General features: G+C 60.3%; 19 protein-coding genes and 4 pseudogenes. 17 read left to right on the forward strand and 6 right to left on the reverse strand.

Annotation, left to right across the window (positions count from 1 at the left end):
* The first annotated feature begins 18 nt into the window (after window positions 1-18).
* The 8 genes and pseudogenes from CAF70_RS04145 to CAF70_RS26220 form a co-directional block, all read left to right on the forward strand.
* Window positions 19-1,038, forward strand: coding sequence for an ABC transporter ATP-binding protein (locus tag CAF70_RS04145; protein WP_085622225.1), 1,020 nt, complete (start codon window positions 19-21; stop codon window positions 1,036-1,038).
* Complete coding sequence (locus CAF70_RS04150; protein WP_085622223.1) at window positions 1,035-1,904, forward strand: ABC transporter permease; 870 nt, start codon at window positions 1,035-1,037, stop codon at window positions 1,902-1,904. Before CAF70_RS04145 ends, CAF70_RS04150 begins: the two co-directional genes overlap by 4 nt.
* Window positions 1,905-1,908: 4 nt before the next feature.
* A complete protein-coding gene (locus CAF70_RS04155) occupies window positions 1,909-2,703 on the forward strand; it encodes an ABC transporter permease (RefSeq protein WP_085622221.1) in 795 nt (264 codons plus the stop codon).
* Between the two features lie 14 nt (window positions 2,704-2,717).
* Window positions 2,718-3,008, forward strand: a complete 291-nt coding sequence (locus tag CAF70_RS04160) for a (2Fe-2S)-binding protein (RefSeq protein WP_085622219.1) — start codon at window positions 2,718-2,720, stop codon at window positions 3,006-3,008.
* Window positions 3,005-4,363, forward strand: a complete 1,359-nt coding sequence (locus CAF70_RS04165) for an NAD(P)/FAD-dependent oxidoreductase (protein WP_085622217.1) — start codon at window positions 3,005-3,007, stop codon at window positions 4,361-4,363. Before CAF70_RS04160 ends, CAF70_RS04165 begins: the two co-directional genes overlap by 4 nt.
* The gene (locus tag CAF70_RS04170; RefSeq protein WP_085622215.1) at window positions 4,360-5,493 is read left to right on the forward strand and encodes an FAD-binding oxidoreductase; all 1,134 of its coding nucleotides are present in this window, start codon (window positions 4,360-4,362) and stop codon (window positions 5,491-5,493) included. The genes CAF70_RS04165 and CAF70_RS04170 overlap by 4 nt, the downstream gene beginning before the upstream one ends.
* Window positions 5,490-6,533: an ABC transporter substrate-binding protein gene (locus CAF70_RS04175; RefSeq protein WP_085622213.1), complete on the forward strand. Its 1,044-nt coding sequence runs from the start codon at window positions 5,490-5,492 to the stop codon at window positions 6,531-6,533. Before CAF70_RS04170 ends, CAF70_RS04175 begins: the two co-directional genes overlap by 4 nt.
* A gap of 270 nt (window positions 6,534-6,803) precedes the next feature.
* Window positions 6,804-6,965: pseudogene (locus CAF70_RS26220) on the forward strand (FAD-binding protein); the annotation flags it as partial.
* A 3-nt stretch (window positions 6,966-6,968) separates the two neighbouring features.
* On the opposite strand, the gene tssM reads toward CAF70_RS26220, so the two are convergent.
* The 3 genes from tssM to vasI are packed head-to-tail and all read right to left on the reverse strand — an operon-like array spanning window position 6,969 to window position 12,690.
* Entirely contained in the window at window positions 6,969-10,592 is a 3,624-nt protein-coding gene (gene tssM, locus CAF70_RS04180; protein ID WP_085622211.1) for a type VI secretion system membrane subunit TssM, read from the reverse strand.
* The gene (gene tssA / locus CAF70_RS04185; RefSeq protein WP_085622209.1) at window positions 10,589-12,055 is read right to left on the reverse strand and encodes a type VI secretion system protein TssA; all 1,467 of its coding nucleotides are present in this window, start codon (window positions 12,053-12,055) and stop codon (window positions 10,589-10,591) included. Before tssA ends, tssM begins: the two co-directional genes overlap by 4 nt.
* A complete protein-coding gene (gene vasI / locus CAF70_RS04190) occupies window positions 12,043-12,690 on the reverse strand; it encodes a type VI secretion system-associated protein VasI (protein WP_085622207.1) in 648 nt (215 codons plus the stop codon). The genes tssA and vasI overlap by 13 nt, the downstream gene beginning before the upstream one ends.
* A 309-nt stretch (window positions 12,691-12,999) precedes the next feature.
* Between vasI and tssB the strand changes: the two genes are divergently transcribed.
* The 9 genes and pseudogenes from tssB (at window position 13,000) to CAF70_RS04225 (ending at window position 18,649) form a co-directional block, all read left to right on the forward strand.
* Window positions 13,000-13,503, forward strand: a complete 504-nt coding sequence (gene tssB, locus CAF70_RS04195) for a type VI secretion system contractile sheath small subunit (protein WP_085622205.1) — start codon at window positions 13,000-13,002, stop codon at window positions 13,501-13,503.
* Window positions 13,504-13,520: 17 nt separating this feature from the next.
* Window positions 13,521-14,249 (forward strand): annotated as a pseudogene (gene tssC, locus CAF70_RS26225) (type VI secretion system contractile sheath large subunit); the annotation flags it as partial.
* Window positions 14,246-14,677: pseudogene (tssK, locus tag CAF70_RS26230) on the forward strand (type VI secretion system baseplate subunit TssK); the annotation flags it as partial. The pseudogenes tssC and tssK, both read left to right, overlap by 4 nt.
* Before the next feature lies 1 nt (window position 14,678).
* Window positions 14,679-15,548: a type IVB secretion system protein IcmH/DotU gene (gene icmH / locus CAF70_RS04205; protein WP_085622203.1), complete on the forward strand. Its 870-nt coding sequence runs from the start codon at window positions 14,679-14,681 to the stop codon at window positions 15,546-15,548.
* A 130-nt stretch (window positions 15,549-15,678) separates the two neighbouring features.
* Window positions 15,679-16,188: an Hcp family type VI secretion system effector gene (locus CAF70_RS04210; protein ID WP_085622201.1), complete on the forward strand. Its 510-nt coding sequence runs from the start codon at window positions 15,679-15,681 to the stop codon at window positions 16,186-16,188.
* Window positions 16,189-16,279: 91 nt separating this feature from the next.
* A pseudogene (locus CAF70_RS04215) lies at window positions 16,280-16,516 on the forward strand (contractile injection system protein, VgrG/Pvc8 family); the annotation flags it as partial.
* A 206-nt stretch (window positions 16,517-16,722) separates the two neighbouring features.
* Complete coding sequence (locus tag CAF70_RS04220) at window positions 16,723-17,616, forward strand: DUF6708 domain-containing protein (protein WP_085622197.1); 894 nt, start codon at window positions 16,723-16,725, stop codon at window positions 17,614-17,616.
* The gene (locus tag CAF70_RS27555) at window positions 17,613-17,768 is read left to right on the forward strand and encodes a hypothetical protein (protein WP_158090305.1); all 156 of its coding nucleotides are present in this window, start codon (window positions 17,613-17,615) and stop codon (window positions 17,766-17,768) included. Before CAF70_RS04220 ends, CAF70_RS27555 begins: the two co-directional genes overlap by 4 nt.
* 2 nt (window positions 17,769-17,770) lie before the next feature.
* Window positions 17,771-18,649, forward strand: coding sequence for a DUF6708 domain-containing protein (locus CAF70_RS04225; protein WP_085622195.1), 879 nt, complete (start codon window positions 17,771-17,773; stop codon window positions 18,647-18,649).
* On the opposite strand, the gene CAF70_RS04230 is transcribed toward CAF70_RS04225, so the two are convergent.
* From CAF70_RS04230 to CAF70_RS04240, 3 genes are all read right to left on the reverse strand, one after another.
* Window positions 18,636-19,448 (reverse strand): class I SAM-dependent methyltransferase, encoded by an 813-nt coding sequence (locus CAF70_RS04230; RefSeq protein ID WP_085622193.1) that lies wholly within the window; start codon window positions 19,446-19,448, stop codon window positions 18,636-18,638. The genes CAF70_RS04225 and CAF70_RS04230 overlap by 14 nt on opposite strands.
* A gap of 387 nt (window positions 19,449-19,835) precedes the next feature.
* Window positions 19,836-22,022 carry an OsmC domain/YcaO domain-containing protein gene (locus CAF70_RS04235; RefSeq protein WP_085622191.1) on the reverse strand — a complete coding sequence of 729 codons (2,187 nt, stop codon included), beginning with the start codon at window positions 22,020-22,022 and terminating at the stop codon, window positions 19,836-19,838.
* A gap of 172 nt (window positions 22,023-22,194) precedes the next feature.
* Window positions 22,195-22,833: a LysE family translocator gene (locus tag CAF70_RS04240; RefSeq protein WP_085622693.1), complete on the reverse strand. Its 639-nt coding sequence runs from the start codon at window positions 22,831-22,833 to the stop codon at window positions 22,195-22,197.
* Window positions 22,834-22,921: the final 88 nt, after the last annotated feature.

Consider the following 22,921-nt stretch of genomic DNA (forward strand, 5'->3'; position numbering starts at 1 on the left):
TTGCGATGGAGCACAGCCATGACCTTTCTGTTGATCGACAAGCTTTGCAAGCGCTATGGCGCCACGGAGGCAGTGGCTAGCTCGTCACTGGCCATCGAAAAAGGCGAGTTCGTCTCTCTGCTGGGCCCTTCGGGCTGCGGCAAGACCACCACCCTGCAAATGATTGCCGGCTTCGTCGAGGTCACCAGCGGCCGCATTGTCCTCGACGGCCGCGACATCACCCACGCCAAGCCGGCCAGCCGAGGCCTGGGCGTGGTGTTTCAGAGCTACGCACTGTTCCCGCACATGACCGTGCGCGACAACGTCGCCTTCGGCCTGCGCATGCGCAAGGTGGCCAACGCCGACATCGCCCGTCGGGTCGACCAGGCCCTGGCGCTGGTGCGCCTGGACAAGCATGCCGAGCGCTACCCACGCGAGCTCTCCGGCGGCCAGCGCCAGCGTGTGGCCCTGGCCCGCGCGCTGGTGATCGAACCGCCGGTGCTGCTGCTGGACGAACCGCTGTCCAACCTGGATGCCCACCTGCGTGAAGAAATGCAGTTCGAGATCTGCCGCATCCAGAACGAGGTCGGAATTACGACCTTGATGGTCACCCACGACCAGGCCGAGGCCTTGTCGATCAGCGACCGGGTGGTAGTGATGGAAGCCGGGCGCATCACCCAGGTCGATGACCCCTACCGCCTCTACGAACACCCGGGTACACCTTTCATTTCCGACTTTGTGGGCAAGGCCAACCGCCTGCGCGGCGTAACCGGCCCCGGTGGGCAACCACAGGCCAATGCCCAGGGCCCACTGACCCTCAGCCTGCGCCCGGAGAAGATCAGCCTGGGCCCGGCCGGCAGCGGCAAGCTGGCAGGCCGCATCAGCTGCCGCTACTTCCTCGGCAGCCAATGGCTGTACCGGGTCGACACCGCCCTGGGCAACCTGGCCGTGGTTAGTGCCAACGACGGCAGCACACCGCTGGATGAAGGCGCCCAGGTCGGCCTGGACTGGAACGATGCCCTGCTGCGGGTGCTGAACGCTGGCGAGGTGGCGGCATGAGCGCGGCAAAGCTGCACAGCAGCGCCTGGGGCTACGGCCTGAGCAGCCCGGCCCTGCTGTTGTTCCTGGCCTTGCTGGTGCTGCCACTGGGGCTGACCGTGCTGCTGTCGTTCAACGCCTTCGACTACGGCAGCGGCATCCAGGCCGGCCAGTACACGCTTAACCATTATCTGAGCCTGGTGACCGACACCTACTACTACGAGATCTTCTTCCGCACCTTCTGGATCAGCGCGCTGGTTACCTTGCTGTGCGTGCTGATCGGCATTCCCGAGGCCTTGGTGCTCAGCCGCATGGGCGCGCCGTGGCGCTCGATCTTCCTGATCCTGGTGCTGACACCACTGCTGATTTCGGTGGTGGTGCGAGCCTTCGGCTGGAGTTTGCTGCTGGGCGCCGACGGCCTGGTCAACCAGGGCATAACTGCCCTCGGCGGGCAGCCGGTGAAGCTGCTGTATACGCCATTTGCAGTGATCATCGGCCTGGTCCACGTGATGCTGCCGTTCATGATCATCCCGGTATGGACCTCGCTGCAGAAGCTCGACCCGGCCGCCGAACAGGCCGCACTGTCATTGGGCGCCAGCCAATGGACGGTGTTCCGCCGCATCGTGCTGCCACAGATCATGCCCGGCGTGCTGTCGGGCACGCTGATCGTGTTCGGCCTGGCCGCCAGCTCGTTCGCCATCCCCGGCCTGCTGGGTGGGCGCCGGCTGAAGATGGTCGCCACCATGATCTACGACCAGTACCTGGCCGAACTGAACTGGCCGATGGGCGCCACCATCGCCGTGGCCTTGCTGCTGATCAACCTGCTGGTGATGCTCAGCTGGAACCGGCTGGTCGAACGCCGCTACAAACGCGCACTTGGAGTCTGAACCGATGACCCGTAATGGCCCGATGGCCCTGTCCTTTCACGCCCTGGTGATGCTGTTCATGCTCGCCCCGCTGGTGGTGGTGTGCCTGGTGGCATTCACCCCGGAAAACACCCTGAGCCTGCCCACGGCCGGTTTCTCGCTGCGCTGGTTCAGCGCCGTTTTCGAACGTGCCGATTTCCTCGATGCGTTCTACAACAGCCTGCAACTCGCGGCCCTGGCTGCCTCGCTGGCAACCTTGATCGCCGTGCCGGCGGGCCTGGCGATCACCCGCTACAGCTTCCCCGGCCAAGGTTTCCTCAACGGCCTGCTGCTGTCGCCGATCATCATCCCGCACCTGGTGCTGGGTGTGGCCCTGCTGCGGCTGTTCGCCCTGCTGGGCGTCAATGGCAGCTTCGCCTGGCTGGTGTTCGCCCATGTGGTGGTGATCACCCCCTACGTGCTGCGCCTGGTACTGGCTGCAGCCATCGGCATCGACCGCAGCGCCGAACAGGCCGCGCAAAGCCTGGGGGCTGGCCGGGTCACGCTGTTCTGCAAGGTCACCCTGCCGATGATCCTGCCCGGTGTGGCCGGCGGCTGGCTGCTGGCGTTCATCAACAGCTTCGACGAAGTGACCCTGTCGATCTTCGTCACCTCGCCCGCCACGCAGACCCTGCCAGTGCGCATGTACGTATACGCCACCGAATCCATCGACCCGATGATGGCCGCCGTATCGGCGCTGGTGATCGCCGTCACGGCCCTGACCATGGTCGCCCTGGACCGGGTATATGGCCTGGACCGCGTACTGGTAGGCAAGCAATGACAAGGAATGCGCCTATGCCTCTGTTCAAGCGCGTGGCCGAACACGACCGTGAGCCGCTGCCCTTTCTGCTCGACGGCCAACCGGCCAACGGCATGCGCGGCGATACCCTGTTGACCGCCATCCTGACCAATGCCGGGCACCTGCGCGGCAGCGATTTCAGCGCCGAGCCACGCGCCGGCTTCTGCCTGATGGGCGCTTGCCAGGACTGCTGGGTACGCCTGCAGGATGGCCGTCGGGTACGCGCCTGCTCGACGCTCCTGGAACCGGGCCAGTGCGTGACCCGCGACCCGGGGCGCCAGCCATGAGTGCAATCGTGATCATCGGCGCCGGCCCGGCCGGCATCCGCGCCGCGCAAACCCTGGTGGCCCACGGAGTACGCCCGGTACTGCTGGACGAGGCCAGCCGTGGCGGCGGGCAGATCTATCGCCAGCAGCCAGCCAACTTTCACCGCCCGGCCAAAGCCTTGTATGGCTTCGAGGCCGACAAGGCCCAGGCCCTGCACAGCACCCTTGAACAGTTGCGCAAGCAGATCGACTACCGCCCCGAAACCCTGGTGTGGAACGCCGAGGAGCAGGTGCTGGATACCCTGCAGCAGGGGCAGCTGGCCGACCGCCTGGCGTTCGACCGGGTGATCGTCGCCACCGGTGCCACCGACCGGGTGTTGCCGATACCCGGCTGGACCCTGCCCGGCGTCTATACCTTGGGCGCTGCACAAATCGCCCTGAAATTCCAGGGCTGCGCGATCGGTGAACGGGTGGTGCTGGCTGGCAGCGGGCCGCTGCTGTACTTGGTGGCGTACCAGTACGCCAAGGCCGGCGCTATGGTCAGCGCGGTGCTCGACACGTCGCCGTTCAGCGCCCAGGTACGTGCCCTGCCACGCCTGCTGCTGCAACCGGGCACCTTTGCCAAGGGCCTTTACTATCGCGCCTGGCTGGCCCGCAAGGGTGTACCGGTGCACCAGGGCGTGGTCCTGCTGGGTATCGACGGCGAGCAACGCGCCAGCGGGATACGCTGGTCGCACAATGGCCAGCAATATGAACTGGCGTGCGACGCCGTGGCATTCGCCCACGCCCTGCGCAGTGAAACCCAACTGGCCGACCTGCTGGGGTGCCAGTTCGCCTGGAGCGCGCTCAACCGCGCCTGGCTGCCAGTACGTGATGCCCAGGGCCGGGCCAGTAGCCCCGGGGTGTACCTGGCGGGCGACGGTGCTGGCATTCTCGGTGCCGACGGTGCCGAGATGAGCGGCGAACTGGCCGCCCTGACACTGCTGGCCGACCTCGGCAAGCCCGGTAACCTGCAACGCCAGCAGCAACTGGAAAAGCGCCTGGCCACCCTGCAGCGCTTCCGCCAGGGGCTGGAGCAGGCATTTCCATTTCCCGAGCAGTGGGCCAGGCAAGCCCCGGACCAGCTCACCGTGTGCCGCTGCGAGCAGATCAGCGCCGGGGAAATCCGCGCCACGGTGCGTGCCGGGCACTGGGAGATAAACCGGGTCAAAGCCATGTGCCGCGTCGGCATGGGCCGCTGCCAGGGCCGCGTGTGTGGTGCCGCTGCCGCCGAGCTGATCGCCTGCGAAAGCGGTCGGGCCATTGACCAGGTCGGGCGCCTGCGCGGTCAGGCGCCGGTCAAGCCCCTGCCCTTCGGCCTGGAGATAAAACCATGAAGCTGATCGAAGTGGACGCCATCGTCGTCGGCGGCGGCATCATCGGCAGCAGCGCTGCCCTGACCCTGGCCCGCGCGGGCCAGCAGGTGGCATTGCTGGAACGCGACTTCTGCGGCTCACACTCCAGCGGGGTGAACTATGGCGGCGTGCGCCGCCAGGGCCGCTCGTTGGCCCAGCTGCCATTGTCGATCCGCGCCCATGCCATCTGGGGCAATCTGCGCGAATGGATCGGCATCGATGGCGAATACGCGCGCAGCGGCCACCTGAAGCTGGCACGCAGTGAAACCGACTTCGATGCCTTGAAGGCCTATGCCCGGCGCACCGAGGCTTTTGACTTGCGCCTGCAACTGCTTGAACGACGCGAACTGCGCCAGCGCTTCCCCTGGGTAGGCGATATCGCCGTCGGCGCCTCGTACTGCCCCGAGGACGGCCACGCCAACCCACGGCTGGTGTCACCGGCCTTCGCCCAGGCGGCCAGACGCAGCGGCGCCCAGGTGCAGGAGCAGTGCACGGTACTGGAGGTGGGCCACGACGGCCACCGCTTCAGCGTGCACACCAGCAGCGGCCAATGTTTCAAGGCAGCCTGGCTGTTGAATTGCGCCGGCGCCTGGTCGGCGCAACTGGCCGAGCAATTCGGCGAACCAGTGCCGCTGACCGCCGCCCACCCGGCCATGCTGGTCACCGAGCCGCTGCCGCTGTTCATGACCGCCAGCACCGGGGTCGAAGGCGGCGGCATCTACGCCCGCCAGGTGGCGCGTGGCAACTGCGTGCTGGGCGGCGGGCGCGGTTTTGCCCTGACCCCGACCACCGCACGCCCGGGCCAGGCCGCAGTGCTGGATATCCTGCGCAACGCCACCGAACTGTACCCGGCACTGGCCGGCGCCCAGGCCATTCGCACCTGGAGCGGTACCGAGGGCTATCTGCCCGACGACGAACCGGTGCTGGGCCCCAGCCTGTACCAGCCTGGCCTGCTGCATGGCTTCGGCTTTGCCGGTGCCGGCTTCCAGATTGGCCCGGCCGCCGGAGAAGCATTGGCGCAATGCATCCTGCACGGCGCGCCGGCAATCAGCCTGGCGGCCTTTTCCATCAACCGCTTTCAGCCCAACCACCACAAGGAAAACCTGTCATGACGCACAAGCAACGTTTGCTCGCCCTGTTCTGCACCGTGCCCGGCCTGTTCACCTGCCTGCCCGCCATGGCACAACCCACGCTGTACCTGGGCATGAACGGCGGCACCATGGAACGGCTGTTCAGCGACAACATTCTGCCCAGGTTCGAGCAGGCCAACGGGGTGAAGGTGGTGATCGTCCCCGGCACCTCGGCCGACATCCTGGCCAAGGTCCAGGCCACCCCGAAAAAGCCGTCGATCCATGTGATGGTGCTGGATGACGGCATCATGTACCGCGCCATCGGCATGGGCCTGTGCAGCACGCTCAAGCCCAACCCGACCTTGGCCCAGTTGCCGGAAAAGGCCCTGATCAAGGACAAGGCCGCCGCAGTCAGCCTGGGTGTGACCGGGCTTGCCTATAACAGCCGCCTGTTCAAGGCCAATGGCTGGGCAGCGCCCACCTCGTGGAACGACCTGGCCGACCCGCGCTTCAAGGACAAGGTGGTGTTCCAGTCGATGGCATCGTCCACCTTCGGCCTGCATGGTTTCCTGATGTACAACCGCCTGCACGGCGGCAGCGATACCGACGTCAACCCGGGCTTCACGGCCTGGCAGAAGAACGTGGGGCCGAACGTGCTGGAGTACATCCCCAACTCGGCCAAGCTCTCGGAAATGGTACAGACCGACGAAGCCGCGCTATTCCCGCTCACCCCCACCCAGGTAACAGCGCTGAAGCTCAAAGGCATCCCGGTAGAGTACGCCGCGCCCAAGGAAGGTGCCGTGGTGCTCAACCAGGCCGAATGTGTCACGGCCAACAACGACCAGCCGGAGCTTGCGCAAAAGCTCGCCGAGTTCCTGCTCAGCCCCGAGGCGCAGTCGCCGGCCCTGGAGCTGGGTGACCAGATCCCGTCCAACCCCAACACCCCAACCAGCGACAAGACCCGTGGCCAGGTCGCAGCCATGCAGACCTACCTGCAGACTGCCGTGACCATCGACTGGGACCAGGTCAACACCCAGCGCCCGGAATGGAACGCCCGCTGGAATCGCCAGATCGAGAGATAAACCAAGGGCCTGGCCCGCTACCACAGGTACAGCGCGCATCCAGACCAAAGCGCTGTCCCTGTGGGAGATCCCCCAGCCCTTTTGGGCTTCGCTGTCGCGCAGGTAACTCCGCCGGCAAGCGCGGCGCATTTAGTGTGGGAGCCGAGCTTGCCGGCGATGGGCTGCGCAGCGGCCCCAAACCCAAGTCAACACAATCCGTCAGAATGGAGTCGCCTGCATTGGGGCTGCTTCGCAGCCCATCGCCGGCAAGCGCGGCTCCCACAAAGACCTGTGCTGGACCACGCGATGCAGCCGATTCCGGGGCTGCATGCGGTGGGCAATGACATGCACAGTGTGATGGGTGGGTATTACCCGAGTGGCGGGATTACCCTGGGGCCGGGGATGACGTTTGGTTACCTGGCTGGTAGAGCGTTGAGTTTGTACCGGCCCTGATCTTCATAACAGCGGCTCATCCGACTGCCTCCCCTGCGCCACCTTGGGTGGCTGTTGCAACAAACCTCGTGGCAATCGGAAGCCCTTGAAAGGCTCCTGGGTAATCGGGTTGAAGGCTTTCTCGGCATTCAACCGGTAGCGCATCACCCCGTCGCCCGCCCTGAAGCTCAAATCCACACTGGTTGCCGTCCTCCCATTGAGCGAGCCACGGCTGAGCAGGCGGAACATCGACCAAGGGCCGCGGTACTCCAGGCTGCTGCTATTTCCGTTCTGCCTGAGCAAGGTGAGGTTGCTGCGCACTTGCTGCCCTTGGGTATTGGGCCAGACGATACCGGCGATCTGGCTTGGGCCATGAGTGTAGGAAATCAACTGGCCATCCAGATCCAGCAAGCTGGTACGTTGATTCGCACTCAGCCCCAACGGCTCAATACTGAACTGCACACTCAGATTGCCACGCTGATCGAAGAAGGTTTCACGGATGCGTTCAGCCAGCTCCAACTGCTCGATCACATCGTCGCGAATCAGCGACTGCCCGTGCTGACCGGACTGCAGGGCTTCGAGGTTTTCCTTCAGGAAGATCTTCAGGTACTGATCATTGAACTGTTGCAGACGCCCCTTTGGTCCGAAGAATGCCTCAAAGTCATCCAGGGAGGCATCGGGCGCCCTCACCACAAAGGGGTAGCGGCCTGCCAGGCGCTGCTGGAAGAAACTGTAAACCTCAGCATCCCAGCGGCGCTCCAACTCGCGCAGCGCTTCAACGTTCAGCACTTGCGCTGTCTGATCTGCCACCTTTCGGACTTGGTGATTGACGGGTTCCGGCAAGCCCGTTGCCACTCGTTGCAAGGTACTGATCGGGTCGTGCCCTGTCATCGAGAAGCGCTGATGCACGGCTTGCAGAGCGGCCTTGCCTCGGTCCGGGCTGTCCTGCACTGCCTTGGCATAGTCATGTACGGCCGCAATGGCGGCGAGGGTCTCATCGTAGTAGCTCGGTTTTTCACCTGCTGCCTGCAACATGGCACTCAGGCCCGAAAATGCCCGCTGGATGGCCAACGCTTGCTGCATCTCGGGCTTGCTGCTTGCTGGTCGACGCGCTTCTGCCTCGCTCGGTATATCAAGCCCCGCTGGCAATGAAAGCACAGTGTTGTCCCTCACCGTATCCAGCAGCCGATGCAGCGGAGCAGCGGGCCCGGTCAATTGCTCCAGGATGGCGACACCATGGTCCAGATCTCGGAAATCAGCCACCGAAAAGGCATTCAAGGCACGCCGCCAGCTATCAATGTAATCGGTGCTGTACAGGCTGCGCAGGCGTTCTGTCAGCACATCACGATCGGTGTCCGAGTAATCGAGCTGACTTCGCTCGCCCAACGCCCACTGGTCGATCATCGCCATGTCGGCGAACCGCTGGCTACGCGGTTCAAAGTACTCCTTGAAGCCTCTGGCGGTGAGCATAGGCGCAAGCAAGACACCGTCATTGCCCAGCCTGGAGCCAGAAGCCGACTGATAGACCACATCGAACGCTGGCCCCACCTGATGACGCAGGTCCAAGCCTGTGTGCAGCTGCTCCTGGGCCTGTTGTTTGAGGCTTGCATAGACCCGCTCCGGCAGCGGCACCTTTCGCAAGGTCTGCTGCACCTCGGCGACACGCTGGCGGTAATGTTGCAGATCGGTATCGGCATAGGCCAAGGCGTATTTCAGATGCTGCATGAGGTTGCGCTGCAGTTGCCCCTGGCCCGGGAAAGCCTGTTGCCACTGGCGGGCCATCCAGTCCTCAACCCAACCTGGCCGGCGGTTCTGGCGATCCTCGAGCATCCGGTACACCCTGAGCGAGGCCATCTGCTGCTCACTGCCTGGGGAAGCCGCGCTCATGGCGTCGATCACGCCACTGGCCAAGGCCGGCAAGAAGCGCTTGGAGAGCAAGCTCAGGTAGGCCTCATCAATCGAGGGGCCAATGGTGCGCCCCTGGTACAGGCCAAATTCAGCAACACCCGGCCAGGCCGCTCGATAATCGCCAAATACCACTACTGCATCACGGATCTGGTCCAGTGGCTCCAGCAAGTTGCGCCCGGTCGGGTCCAGGCGCTGGTCCACCTGGTGACGGCTGTACTCCCGGCTCTTGGCAAGCACGCTGGCTGCCTTGGTGCCGTTGATATCGAAATAGCGCTGCCAGGTGGCGATGACGACACAGAACGCCAGGATACCTACGCCGAAACCCATCCATGACAACTGGCGCTTGTTACGTGCCACCCTGACATTGTCGCCGGCGAGGCCGGCCTCCTGGTAGATGACTCTCCGGAAGGCCTGCTGAATGAAGTAGACCAATGACTTTCCTTGCGCCTTGCCTTCACGCAGGGGGAGCTTTGTCTCGTAGGGTTGAGCCGCCTCACGAACGAATGCATTGAGCATGTCACCTTGCTGCACCACCGACGAAAAATAGACGCCACGTACCAGTGCTGGTGTGGTAAACCGATCGCTCGCCAACGTTTCACGCAGGAAACCCAGCAATATCGGGCGCAGGCCAACCAGTTGCGCATACAAGGAGAACAGCCGCGCCCGGGGCGGCGCACTGCCCAGCCCGTCAAGTTGGTCAAATACCTGCTCGAACAGCCCCCTGATCAAGCGACCGTAGCATTCATCGTATTCGTCCAACCAGGCGTCGAACGAATCGACCGCATCCAGTTTGAAGGTGAACCCTAGCAGTTTCTCCCGCCGGGAGGCCGAGAGCTTGCTGTAGAGCTGGTCGAAGCCATCCAGCAGATCGAATTTGGATAGCACCACATACAACGGCAGGCGCGAACCAAGCTGGCTACTCACCTCGTACAGACGCGTGCGCAGGACGTGAGCCAAAGCGATACGTTGCTCGGACGTACCATGAACCAGTGCCGGCAGGTCGATGATCAGTACTAATCCATTGAGGGCTCTCTGACTGCGATTGTGCAGTAGCCATTCCAGCAGGTGGTTCCACAACCTGGCTGGAGTTCCGGACGGCAAAGATTCAGGGGCTTTCAAGTGCTCGGATAACGAGCCTGCCGATGCTTCCTGGCGGATGAAAACACCAGGTGGGTCGATGATCACCGCGTCATTGCTGACCCACCAGCCTACCGGGTAGGCAAGCACTTCAACCTGGTAGCCGCGCGCCTGGGCGCGGTCGATGCGGGTCAGGGAAAAATTCTGGTCGGTACGTTCAACGAAGCTGCTCTTGCCGGAATGTTCATCACCCAACACCAGGTACCACGGCAGCCGGTACAAGGCTCTGCGCCCGCCGGCACTGTCGAGATATCGCGCAAGCCCCTGGTTCAATGCCTTCTCTTGGGCGTGGACAAGCGGTAACGCGCGATCCAGTTCGACGGCCACTGCCTCCTTGCGTTGCGCTTGCAGATGGCGAAAGCGCGTGCTCAATACAATAAGCCCGCAAAGTAGCGGTACCACCACGAGCACCAGGCTTGCCACCATGCGATGAGCCACCTCGGCTAGCGGTTGTTGCTCACGCCACGTCCATTGCGGCCCGAGCCACCAGATGGCGATCAGCATCAGCACGGCGCCAAGCCCGAGCAGCAACGGCATCGCCAGGCCAATGCGGGTAACCAGGGGCAAGCCCCAGCGTTTGAGTGGTTTCCATAGTGGATTCATGAGGGCTCTGGATCCTTGTTCTGATCTGCCAATGCTGAAGATGTCGCATAGTGCTGAAGCCCCTGGAAAACCTCGGGTTCCCAGGCAGCAGCAGTGGTTTGCTGCATCGTCCTGGCTACGCCGGCGCACAATTCCCGGGCCAGCCAGGAAACACCTCGGGTCGTCAGCAAATCGGCGGCGATGAGCGTGGTGTGGGAGCGTTCACGAGGGGAATGGAGATCTGCTTGCATCCCTTGCAGCCTCAAGAGAACCTGCTCTACACCAATACCCTCCAGCTGAGAGACGAGCTCCTCCCGCAGACTGCGGAACTCCTGAAAAGCAGCGCCTTGGTCAGCCACTCTGGCTCTGCCTTTGAGCCAGGCCAGACATTGGCCATCGACGAACACCGTGCCATCGCTGAAGCACAGTTGCTGTAACGAAGGAAGGCGCTGTACAAACCGCGCGGTCGTACTGCGAATGGCCTCGCTGACCTCGGTCATCGCCAACTGCGACGCTACAGTCGCAGCCAGGAAGCTGCCGCGGATCCAATAAGGGGCTGCCGTGATGCTTTTCTCGATCCGATGCAGTAACGCCACATCAATCGAAGTACTGGTTGCAGCATTTTCGTAAGCAGCGACAACTTCCGGCGGTACCGCTATCAGTCCCGTGCAGTGCCGCTGTTTGACGGCAGGTGCGGTCTGGATATGGGCCCATAAGCCGAAGCGACGTAGCTGGTAGCCAACCGGGTCGTAGGGATCCTGTTGATTGATGAGTTCGGCCAAATTCAACACGGCACGGCGCGTTTCGCGCTCGTTGCCAATTGAAGGCCGGGGCACTGGCCTTGCAATGACGTCAGCCAGTGACGCTGGTTGGCTGCTTGCAATCGGGGAGATGGGCGCAGCAGCCTCGCCGACACCATTGGCAAGGTCCGTGTGTTCAAGTAACAGCCGCTCCAGCTCACTCAGAACAGCCGCATCCAGTTGTGCGGCGTCTTGTTGCTGGATCAAACGCGTCAACGCATCCCGCGCGGCCACTGCATGAGCAGGGGTGTACGTGAAACGGTCAAGACGCGGTAGCGCTTCGATCAAGCGATTAAGCACAAGGCCAACCAGTTTGCGCTTGCCCAGGAAGCCTTTGGGCCCCGGTTTTGGATGAGCGGCTTCCCAATAGCGTTCCACCATGCCGGCAAGCAACGCCAAAGTGACGCTCCAGCGCTCCCAGCAACCGCTGCGCAGCCACACGACACTCAGGTGTGCGACGATCCGCACGTGCTTGCACTGCTGGCCCAGATACTGACAAGACGCCTCTTCGATGTAGCTCCAGTCGATTGAAGCCTCCTGTAGCCCGCCCAGCTTGACCATCTCTTGGTCAATGGCCTGGTAGGTTTCGTCCTCCATGTCGAACAGGCCAGCCGGTACTGCCGGATCGATCGGCATAAGCAACCGGGTGAGTTGCTTTTCCCCCCACCCAGTTACCAGCGACATGTGCTACGCGCCTTGCTGATCAATGGGTCCAGCCCCTGGGCATCGAACACAAGGCCATCAACCTCGGGGTTGTCACTGAGCAGCCGTATGCGTTGAGCCCCGATCAACTTCTTGATCTGCTCGATGGCTGGCAGGCCCCGCCCCGCATCCAGCACCTGGCCGTTCTCCATCACCTGCCAGGGCCTTGCAACCGTTGATCCACGCATGCCCTGCAACTGCACCTTCACCCATCTCGCGTCCAGGGGCCGCGCGGTGATCAACTGCAGCCTGGAGATGCCCTCCACGCAACTGATGGCCAGGTACGGGCGCAGGGCGGCCGATGCAATTGCCGGTGCTGAAATCACCAGCCCATGCAACCGCCAATCCCCCTCACCCGTACTTGCGAGAAAGGTCAGGTCATCTGGCCCTCGCGCGGTTTCGTTTGCCATTACTCGTAGCACACTGGGTGCCTCTTGCTCGGCTGCAGACCACTGCCGCTTTGTTACATATGCGGGTGTATTCGCGGCTTCATCAAAACAAGCCAGACGCTCCACGTTAGACACAATTCGAGGGCAGTCCCGCACTGGGCTCGCAAACGCCGGCGGCAGGCCAAATATCAACGAGAGAACAATGCCACAGGAATAGCGGGCAATCATCTTAAGTCCACTCTCTTTGAAATAGTAAATACGTCCTACATGATAAGTAGCGCTTTCCTACAAGATCAGCCAAGCACCCTGAACAAAGTACGAAACACCAAACCTAACGAAATCGACCGGAGCCTAGTACATTACCAACAAACAATACAAACAAATATTTTCTTACATCTTTTCACTCGACTCTCACCACTTTTCGAGCGCATGGTTTTTATGCGCAAAAACTTGAGCACAGACACACGTTTATTATTAAACATGAACTTGTAGGAAACTTCCTACATAAAAGGCGAAACAAGAAAAGGATATCAGGCAATGAGCAAGCCCTCCGGTTCCGTTGCGCCCAAAGAGCGCATCAATATCAAATACGTACCGGCCACCAGTGGCGAACAAGCCGAAGTAGAGCTACCTCACAAAATGCTTGTTTTAGGCGACTTCGGCCTGGGTGACAACCGCGCCCTGGAAGACCGTACGGTCATGCGCATTGACAAACACACCTTCAACAATGTGCTGAGCGATGCCGAGGTGCGCCTGGATATGTCGGTGCCATCCATGCTCAGCGCGGTCCCGGATGCGGAACTGGCAGTCAATCTGCGGTTCAAGTCGATCAACGACTTCGGCCCCGATGGCATCGCCCGTCAGGTACCGGAGCTGAACAAACTGCTTCAACTGCGCGAAGCGTTAGTCGCCCTGAAAGGCCCGCTGGGCAACGTGCCAACTTTCCGCAAGCAACTGCAACATCTGTTGAACGATGAGCACGCCCGCAAACAACTCGCGAAAGAACTCGACCTGGTGCTCGAGGCGCCAAAAGCAGACTGAGACAACGGAGCGTCCCAATGCCGAAGCCAAGCAATACTACCGTCGCCGCTGAAGTAACTACCGACACATTGAGCAACACCACCTTGCTCGACCAGCTGATGGCAGAAACCAAGTTGGTGCCTGCTCAAGAGGGCTATCAGGTTGCTCGCCAGGGTGTATCTGCGTTCATCGCCGAAATCCTCAAAAGCAATGACCCGGATCAACTGATCAACAAGCATCGCGTCGACCAGATGATTGCAGAGCTGGATCGGGTACTCAGCAAACAGATGGATGCCATTCTTCATCAGCCCGAATTTCAACAGCTTGAATCCTCGTGGCGTAGCCTCAAGCTTCTGGTGGACCGCACGGACTTCCGCGAGAATATAAAGCTCGAAGTGTTGCATGTGTGCAAGGAAGACTTGCTCGATGACTTCGAGAACGCGGCCGACATCACCTGCAGTGGCGTTTACAAACACGTCTATACCGCAGGCTACGGCCAATTTGGCGGTGAACCAGTTGCCGCCATGGTCGGTAACTACAGCTTCGGCCCCTCCTCCCCGGACATCAAGCTACTGAGCTATATGGCCTCTGTCGGGGCCATGTCGCATGCGCCATTCCTGGCGGCGCCTTCTCCGGAGTTCTTCAACCTCAGCAGCTTTGAGGAATTGCCGAACCTCAAGGAGATCAAGGACATCTTCGCCGGCCCACGGCATGCCAAATGGCGTGCTTTCCGCGAAAGTGAAGATGCCCGTTACACCGCACTGACACGCTACGCCGAGCACTAGGTACTGTCCTGCAACCGCGCGCCGTGTCGTTACCACTGCAGACACTGGACTACGGCGTGATGACGACCACGCTGGAGGACCGCCGGCTGATCGATGAGGCTGATTTTATCCTTGCGGTGCGCGCCCACCTGCCCCCTCAGGTGCTGCGCCAGATGTTCGTGCAGAAAGTCAAAGTCACTTCACTCGAATCACTGAACGAGCTGGTGCCATTGCAACTACCAGGTATCCCGTTGACCCCGTTACCGGTGGCGCCTCGCGACCTTCCTTTCCATGCAGGCTTCAACTACTTCGAACTGGATCGGCGTGACCCGGCGTGGGCACGCATGAAGACCGCGAGCGGCTTCGGTATCCACATTGCGGGCGACTTCCCCGGCCTTGAGCTGCAACTTTGGGCAATCAGGAGTGAATGAGATGGAAGAGAAAAGCAATGCCCCTATCGATACCACAAATGTCGAAGGCACGCGGCTGCACTCGAAGCTCAGGACGCCATTACCCGGTAACCCACCCACTTCGACAACGTCTGAAGCCCAGGAGCAGAAGCCAAAGCCAGAACCCGCTCACGAAGGCTACCCGGCTGATCCAGACTTCCAGCTACGGGGCGGCTACGACAATCTGATGGTGGATGCGGCTGCACCGCTGTTCGGCCTGGCCATACGCCTGCGCACCCTGGACGAATTGCCAAACATCAAAGATGTACACCAGAAAGTGCGCAAGCAGATCGAGAACATTCAGGAAGAAATAAGCCAACACGGCTACGAACCCGCTCAAGCGCTGGCGTATTCGTACGCTCTATGTCTGTACATCGATGAAGCGGTGATGGAACGACCCTGGGGCAAGAACAGCTGCTGGAGCCAGGAACCACTGCTCAGCATCTTCCACGATGAAACCTGGGGCGGGGAGAAATTTTTTACGGTGCTGTCCCGCCTGATGCAGGAGCCCGCTCGCTATCAGGACGTATTGGAATTCATGTACTTCGTGTTGTGCCTTGGCCTGAGGGGCAAGTACGCCATTGCGCCAAAGGGCGAAGAAACGCTGAACGCACTCATCCACCAACTTCACGGGATGCTACGTGAACTGCGCGGCCCTACCCCGGAAGACGTATGTGACCCCTACACCCATGTGGCTCCGCGCAATTTCCGTATGAACCGGCAATTGCCGTGGTGGAGCCCTTTGGTGATTTCCGTACTTGCCATGGCCGTGGCCTATGGAATCTATAGCTATCGCCTGCACCTGATTACTACCGAGGTGCTGGAATCACTCAACGGAATTTTACAGCAATAAGTAGCTGAAGTTCGGCACCCATAACTTCAACGAATTGGCGAGGCTCCGTCTCGTTAACAAGTCCATCGTTTCCGATGGCCACGCCTTTACAAATATTGGCGTGTACACCTACTGAAATCAGGAGCACATCATGGCATCACCAGCCTATTTAAAAATCACCGGCAAGGTACAAGGCAACATCAGTGAGGGCGCCAGCACTTCCGAGTCGATTGGCAACATTTATCAATCGGAGTTCGCCGATGAAATCATGGTGCAAAAAATCGAGCACGAGATAAACACCCCGATCGACCCACAGAACGGCCAGCCCTCGGGAAAGCGCGTGCACGGCCCTTACAAAGTCACCTTCACCACCAACAAATCAAAGCCCTTGCTGCTGGAATCGATCTGCAAGGCAGAGTTGCTCCCAGAGGTTGTAATCACGCAATACAGAGCCACCAGCGAAGATCCAAACGAGTTGTATTACAGAACCACGCTTACGGACGCGACCATCATCAAACTTAGAACCGAGCAACCCCACGCACAAGAAGACACACCCACGCCCCGACACCAAGAGGTTGAAGTCTGGTTCTCCTACCGGAAAATTACTGAATGCCACGAGGTCTGCGGCACCGAAGGATCCGATGACTGGCAAAAGACTTGAAACACCAGCACTCCACTGAGGCATTGAGTGTTCCGGGCAGATCTACTGCCTGGACACCCTTAAACTATCAGACGGCAGACAAGGAATTCTTATGCCTAGCCAATCTGACCTGCATTACAGCTTTCGACCTCTCGCTAGCCGGTTAGAGTTCGAGGTGGTTTCCTTTACCCTCAAGGAAGGTATCAGCACTAATTTCCAATTAGAGCTGGAATTGATCAGCCATGAAAACGATTTAGACTTCGGTCAATTGCTCGATAAACCTGCACTGTTCACCATCTCCCGTGCAAACTGCCCTTTGCGACATGTCCATGGTCTGATCAGCACGTTCAGAAGCATTTGAGGAAGCCCCAGCGCATTCAACCAAAAGGAAACGTACATGAACGACGCCTCCGTCAACTGGATCCTCTCGAGCTCAACTTGCTCAATACACACTACAAAACAACGCCATTTCGCGATTCACCCTGCCTACGGTACCAATCACGGGTTGGACAAAGTCAATGACATCCATTTAACTTTCCGTTTTGAGCGCTGATCATGGCTACCATCTGGCTATTCAATACGACATCCGACTCAGGTCATAAACCTGCTATCGGCGGACAGCTATTAAGCTGTTCCGAAAATACTTTATCCCTACGAAATCCTTGGGTAACAGACTCTGTTTTCATGGGAAAGTTGTACTGCGCACTGATTATAGCGCTAATGATCGGATTTTACCCTGCCCTACTATCCGACAAAGCCTGGAAGCCATCTACCTTCAACCTCATCTTAATTACCGGAACAACGCTTGGACCGTTTATCTTCCTTCCATTCCTAGCATATCGAATATATTTCATAAGACGACTATCAAGTTTCTGTCTTAACCGGAAAACTAAAAAAATCTACTATCAACGCTTGAGTAAAGTACTAGTCTTTGATTGGGATAATACCGGAGGGGGGATTTTCAAGCGCACTGAGTTTGGCGGTTCATCGTTCAGCACCAGCTATGCCCTCGCCTTCGCCCCTCGCCGGGCGGACGGCAGCCTCCACCAAAAGGATTGCCTCTGGGTCGACAGCAACGAACCCACCGAACCCGGCGTCAAGCACGTTGCCGAAGTCTGGGAATACCTCCGCCACTTCATGGATCACGGCCCGGACAAGCTCCCCCCGCCCGGCGAACCCAACTGGTGGCACAAGCCGCTGCATGCCATCTGCCTGACCCCGGCAGAGGCCTGGCGCCACTACGCCCCCTGGCGAACCGGCGAACCCGGTGAAATGCAAGGCAAGAAGAACTGGCAACTGCCGTTCTGGGCCGTACTGTTCCCCTACAACATCACGCTGGCGATCTGCTGGTACGGCATCTGTCGCCTGTTCAATGTCCGAGCAGCCCCACCGCCCCCAGAAGCATTTGAGGAAGCCCCAGCGCATTCAACCAAAAGGAAACGTACATGAACGACGCCTCCGTCAACTGGATCCTCTCGAGCTCAACTTGCTCAATACACACTACAAAACAACGCCATTTCGCGATTCACCCTGCCTACGGTACCAATCACGGGTTGGAAAAAGTCAATGACATCCATTCAATTTTCCGTTTTGAGCGCTGATCATGGCTACCATCTGGCTATTCAATACGACATCCGACTCAGGTCATAAACCTGCTATCGGCGGACAGCTATTAAGCTGTTCCGAAAATACTTTATCCCTACGAAATCCTTGGGTAACAGACTCTGTTTTCATGGGAAAGCTGTACTGCGCATTGATTATCACACTCATGATTGGCCTATACCCTTTCCTGCTATCCAGCGAAGCATGGGCCCCTTATACGTTCAATCCCGTTTTGATCATCGTAATTATGCTTGGACCTTTAATTTTCCTTCCATTCTTGGTTTATCGAATATACTTCATAAAAGGTCTATCAAGTATCTACCTCAACCGAACCTCCAAAAAAATCTACTATCAACGATTGAGCAAGGTATTAGTCTTTGATTGGAATAATACCGGAGGGGGGATTTTCAAGCGCACTGAGTTTGGCGGTTCATCGTTCAGCACCAGCTACGCCCTCGCCTTCGCCCCTCGTCGAGCGGACGGCAGCCTTCACCAAAAGGATTGTCTCTGGGTCGACAGCAACGAACCCACCGAACCCGGCGTCAAGCACGTTGCCGAAGTCTGGGAATACCTCCGCCACTTCATGGATCACGGCCCGGACAAGCTCCCCTCGCCCGGCGAACCCAACTGGTGGCACAAGCCACTGCATGCCATCTGCCTGACCCCGGCAGAAGCCTGGCGCCACTACGCCCCCTGGCGAACCGGCGAACCCGGTGAAATGCAGGGCAAGAAGAACTGGCAATTGCCGTTCTGGGCCGTACTGTTTCCTTACAACCTGACCGTCGCCATCGCTTGGTACTTCGTCTGCAAGCTTTTCAATGTCCGGGCAGCGCCACCACCGGCAGAGGCCTTCGAAGGAGCACCTGCTAACCCCGAATGACCACCACCTCAAGGTATTCACTCGGCACCACCAATGACCCAGAGCCCCCCACATTACTTTCATTCAGCAACTGGGTCAGATCCCGCTCCAGCGCCCCGGCCGCCTCCGGCTCCAGCGAGGCAAACGCCTTGTGCACCGGCCCGTACCACGTGCGGAACACTTCGATGAAATGCGCCGCCGAGCGATAGCGGAAGTTGAAGTGCTGGCGGCTGACCCTCAATTCGCCTAGCGCCGCCTCGAACATAACGCGCAACTGTTCTTCATCACCCCAGCGTGAAGGCGGCAGAGCCCCGGCTGGTGGCGGCACATGCCGCCCGAGGGTCTTGAACATCTGCCCGACGAAGCCTTGCGGGGTCCAGTTGGCCAGCCCGATCCGGCCACCGGGCCGGCACACTCGAGCCAACTCGCGCGCGGCCTGGGCCTGGTCGGGGGCGAACATCACGCCGAAGGTGGAAAGCACGGCATCGAAGGTGCCGTCGGCAAATGGCAGCGCTTCGGCATCGGCGGTCTGGAACACCACGTTGAGGTGCTCGGCCCGCGCCCGTTCTTCGCCGCGCTTGAGCAATTCGGGCACATAGTCGGTGGAGGTGACACGGCAACCGCGCCGGGCGGCGGCCAGGGTGGCATTGCCGTTGCCGGCGGCGACATCCAGCACCTGCTCGTCCCAGCGAAGGTCACAGGCTTCGGCCAGGCGCTCGCCAACCAGTTGCAGGGTGGTGCCGATTACCGCGTAGTCGCCACTGGCCCACGCGGCTTGCTGGCGGGCTTTGAGGGCATTGGTATCCAAAGGGGTGCTCATGGTCTGCGCCTTTTGTCGTGCGCGGCCGAGGTCCTTCTGGCGGTCAACGCGCCATGGATTCAGGGGATAGGAGCAAAACGCTACGCGCCTGGCAGGCGAAACGGCAAGACAGATTGGGGATAGCGGCAAGAACAAAGCGCTATATGAAGGCTACCGGGCCCAATCGCCAGCAAGCCACCACCCCTTCAAGTATCACCATACAAGCGGCTTTAGCCGCGAAGAATCCAACGCGGTGCATGGCACCGGCTGCGCCGGTGTTCGCGGCTAAAGCCGCTCCCACAGTGTCCCTGCCCATTCAATGAGTTATGTGCAGTTCTATGAGAGCTGGCTTGCCGGCGATGAGGCCAGAACAGGCAGTACAAGATAGCGATTGGAGCACTGCGGCTATCAGGCGAACTTGGCCCGGGCCGCGTGCAGCTTCTTGTAGCTTTCAACAAGGCGCAGGTGGCGATCGAGGCCTTCGAGCTTCATGCTGGTCGGCGTCAGGCCATGGAAGCGCACGCTGCCGTCCACCGAACCCAGCACCGCGTCCATGCGCGGGTTACCGAACATACGGCGGAAGTTGGCTTCGTAGTCGTCCATTTCCAGCTCGTCGTCCAGCAGCACTTCCAGCACCACGTTCAGCGCCTGGTAGAACAGCCCGCGCTCGACGGTGTTGTCGTTGAACTGCAGGAACGCTTCGACCAGCTCCTTGGCATCCTCGAAGCGCTGCACCGCCAGGCAGATCAGCAACTTCAATTCGAGAATGGTCAGCTGGCCCCACACCGTGTTCTCGTCGAACTCCACGCCAATCAGCGTGGTAATGGTGGTGTAGTCATCCACATCGCAGTTGTCCAGGCGCTTGAGCAGCAGCTTGAGGGAACGGTTGTCGAGGCTGTGCAGGTTGAGGATGTCGGCGCGGAACGACAAGGCGCGGTTGGTGTTGTCCCAGATCAGGTCCTCGACCGGGTAGATCTCCGAATAACCCGGCACCAGGATACGGCAGGCGGTAGCGCCAAGGTTGTCGTACACCGCCATGTACACTTCCTTGCCCAGGTCTTCGAGGATGCCGAACAGGGTCGCGGCTTCCTGCACGTTGGAATCCTCGCCGTGACCGGAGAAGTCCCACTCGACGAATTCGAAGTCGGCCTTGGCACTGAAGAAGCGCCACGACACCACGCCGCTGGAGTCGATGAAGTGCTCCACGAAGTTGTTCGGCTCGGTCAGCGCGTGGCTTTCGAAGGTCGGTTGCGGCAGGTCGTTCAAGCCTTCGAAGCTACGCCCCTGCAGCAGTTCGGTGAGGCTGCGCTCCAGCGCCACCTCCAGGCTCGGGTGGGCGCCGAACGAAGCGAACACGCCACCGGTGCGCGGGTTCATCAAGGTCACGCACATCACCGGGAACTCGCCCCCCAGCGACGCATCCTTGACCAGCACGGGGAAGCCCTGCTCTTCCAGGCCCTGGATGCCGGCGACGATGGCCGGGTACTTGGCCAGCACCTCCTGCGGCACATCCGGCAGGCACAGCTCGCCTTCGAGGATTTCGCGCTTCACCGCGCGCTCGAAGATTTCCGACAGGCACTGCACCTGCGCCTCGGCCAAGGTGTTGCCGGCGCTCATGCCGTTGCTGAGGAACAGGTTTTCGATCAGGTTGGACGGGAAGTACACCACCTGCTGGTCGGACTGGCGCACGAACGGCAACGAGCAGATGCCGCGCGCGGTGTTGCCCGAGTTGGTGTCGTACAGGTGCGAGCCACGCAATTCACCGTCCGGGTTGTAGATGGCCAGGCAGTGCTCATCGAGAATTTCGGCCGGCAGCGCATCGCGCGGGCCGGGTTTGAACCACTGCTCGTTCGGGTAGTGCACGAACGGCGCGTTGGCCAGGTCCTCGCCCCAGAACTGGTCGTTATAGAAGAAGTTGCAGTTCAACCGCTCGATGAACTCGCCCAGCGCCGAGGCCAGCGCTGCCTCCTTTGTCGCGCCCTTGCCGTTGGTGAAGCACATCGGCGACTGGGCGTCGCGCACGTGCAGCGACCACACGTTAGGCACGATGTTGCGCCACGAGGCGATTTCGATCTTCATCCCCAAGCCGGCGAGGATGCCCGACATGTTGGCGATGGTCTGCTCAAGCGGCAGGTCCTTGCCGGGGATGTAGGTGCTGGTGTCCGCCACCGGCATCAGCAGGCCCTGGGCATCGGCATCGAGGTTGTCGACCACTTCGATAACGAACTCGGGGCCGGTCTGCACGACCTTCTTCACCGTGCAGCGGTCGATGGAGCGCAGGATGCCCTGGCGGTCCTTCTCGGAAATGTCCTCGGGCAGTTCGACCTGGATCTTGAAGACCTGGTTGTAGCGGTTTTCCGGGTCGACGATGTTGTTCTGCGACAGGCGAATGTTCTCGGTAGGGATGTCGCGGGTCTGGCAGTACAGCTTGACAAAGTAAGCCGCGCACAAGGCCGAAGACGCCAGGAAATAGTCGAACGGCCCCGGGGCCGAGCCATCCCCCTTGTAGCGGATCGGTTGGTCGGCGATCACCGTGAAGTCGTCGAACTTGGCTTCGAGACGGAGATTGTCGAGAAAATTGACCTTGATTTCCATGCGGGATTACCGTGATTTAAGCGTGCAAAACGAAATTGGCCGGCATTATCCGGGTTTTTCTGCCGGAAGTCCTGTTTGCCTGACCGGCCCTATCGCCGGCAGGCCGGCTCCCACAGGGATCGCGCCAGCTTTTAGAAATTGAGCAAGACAGTTGCTACCACAGGGAACGCTGCTACAAAACCAGGCGCAACCCGATGACCACCTGGGCAAAGCCGAAGGTGCCGATAGCGACTGCGGACATTGCTGAGATGACCCGCATGAACGAGACGGACATCTTCTTGCGCAATGCCGCCGTCAGCCCACTCAGGCACAGCCACCAGGCAGCAGAGCCCAAGAAGACTCCAGCCAGCATCGAGCAAGTGCCAAGCCACATTGCTTCACCCGCCTGCGGCTCGCCGGACAGCGGGTCGAGTGCCGCAAAAATGGCAATGAAGGCCAATATTGTCATGGGGTTGGACAGGGTTAACCCGAACGCTGTCAGGAAGTCGCGAGTGAGTTCCGTAGAGGCTACCGCCTCTGCTGCATGCTTGGGGTTCAGCGCGTCGCGGGCAATGCCCCAGGCCAGCCACACCAGGAACGCACCACCCACCACCTTCAGAAATATTGCCAGCGACGGTGCAGACAGGGCGACCCCGGTAATGCCAATTGCCCCAAGCAACCCATAAAGGGTATCGGCGCTTGCAGCCCCTAGCCCTGTCGCAAGCCCTGAGCGAAAGCCACGCTTCAGGCTCCGCTGGACGCAGAGCAGGCCAATCGGGCCGACCGGTGCAGCGATTGAAAAGCCAATAACAAACGCCTTGATGAACAACATGAGCCCCTCCATACGGTGCGCTTCGGTCATGGAGGCATGGTAGGCATAGCTCGGGTGGGGCAGAATGGGTTTTCCAAGGAAAATTCTT

Source organism: Pseudomonas sp. B19(2017), assembly GCF_002113165.1.
In the GTDB taxonomy this organism is placed as follows: Bacteria; Pseudomonadota; Gammaproteobacteria; order Pseudomonadales; family Pseudomonadaceae; genus Aquipseudomonas.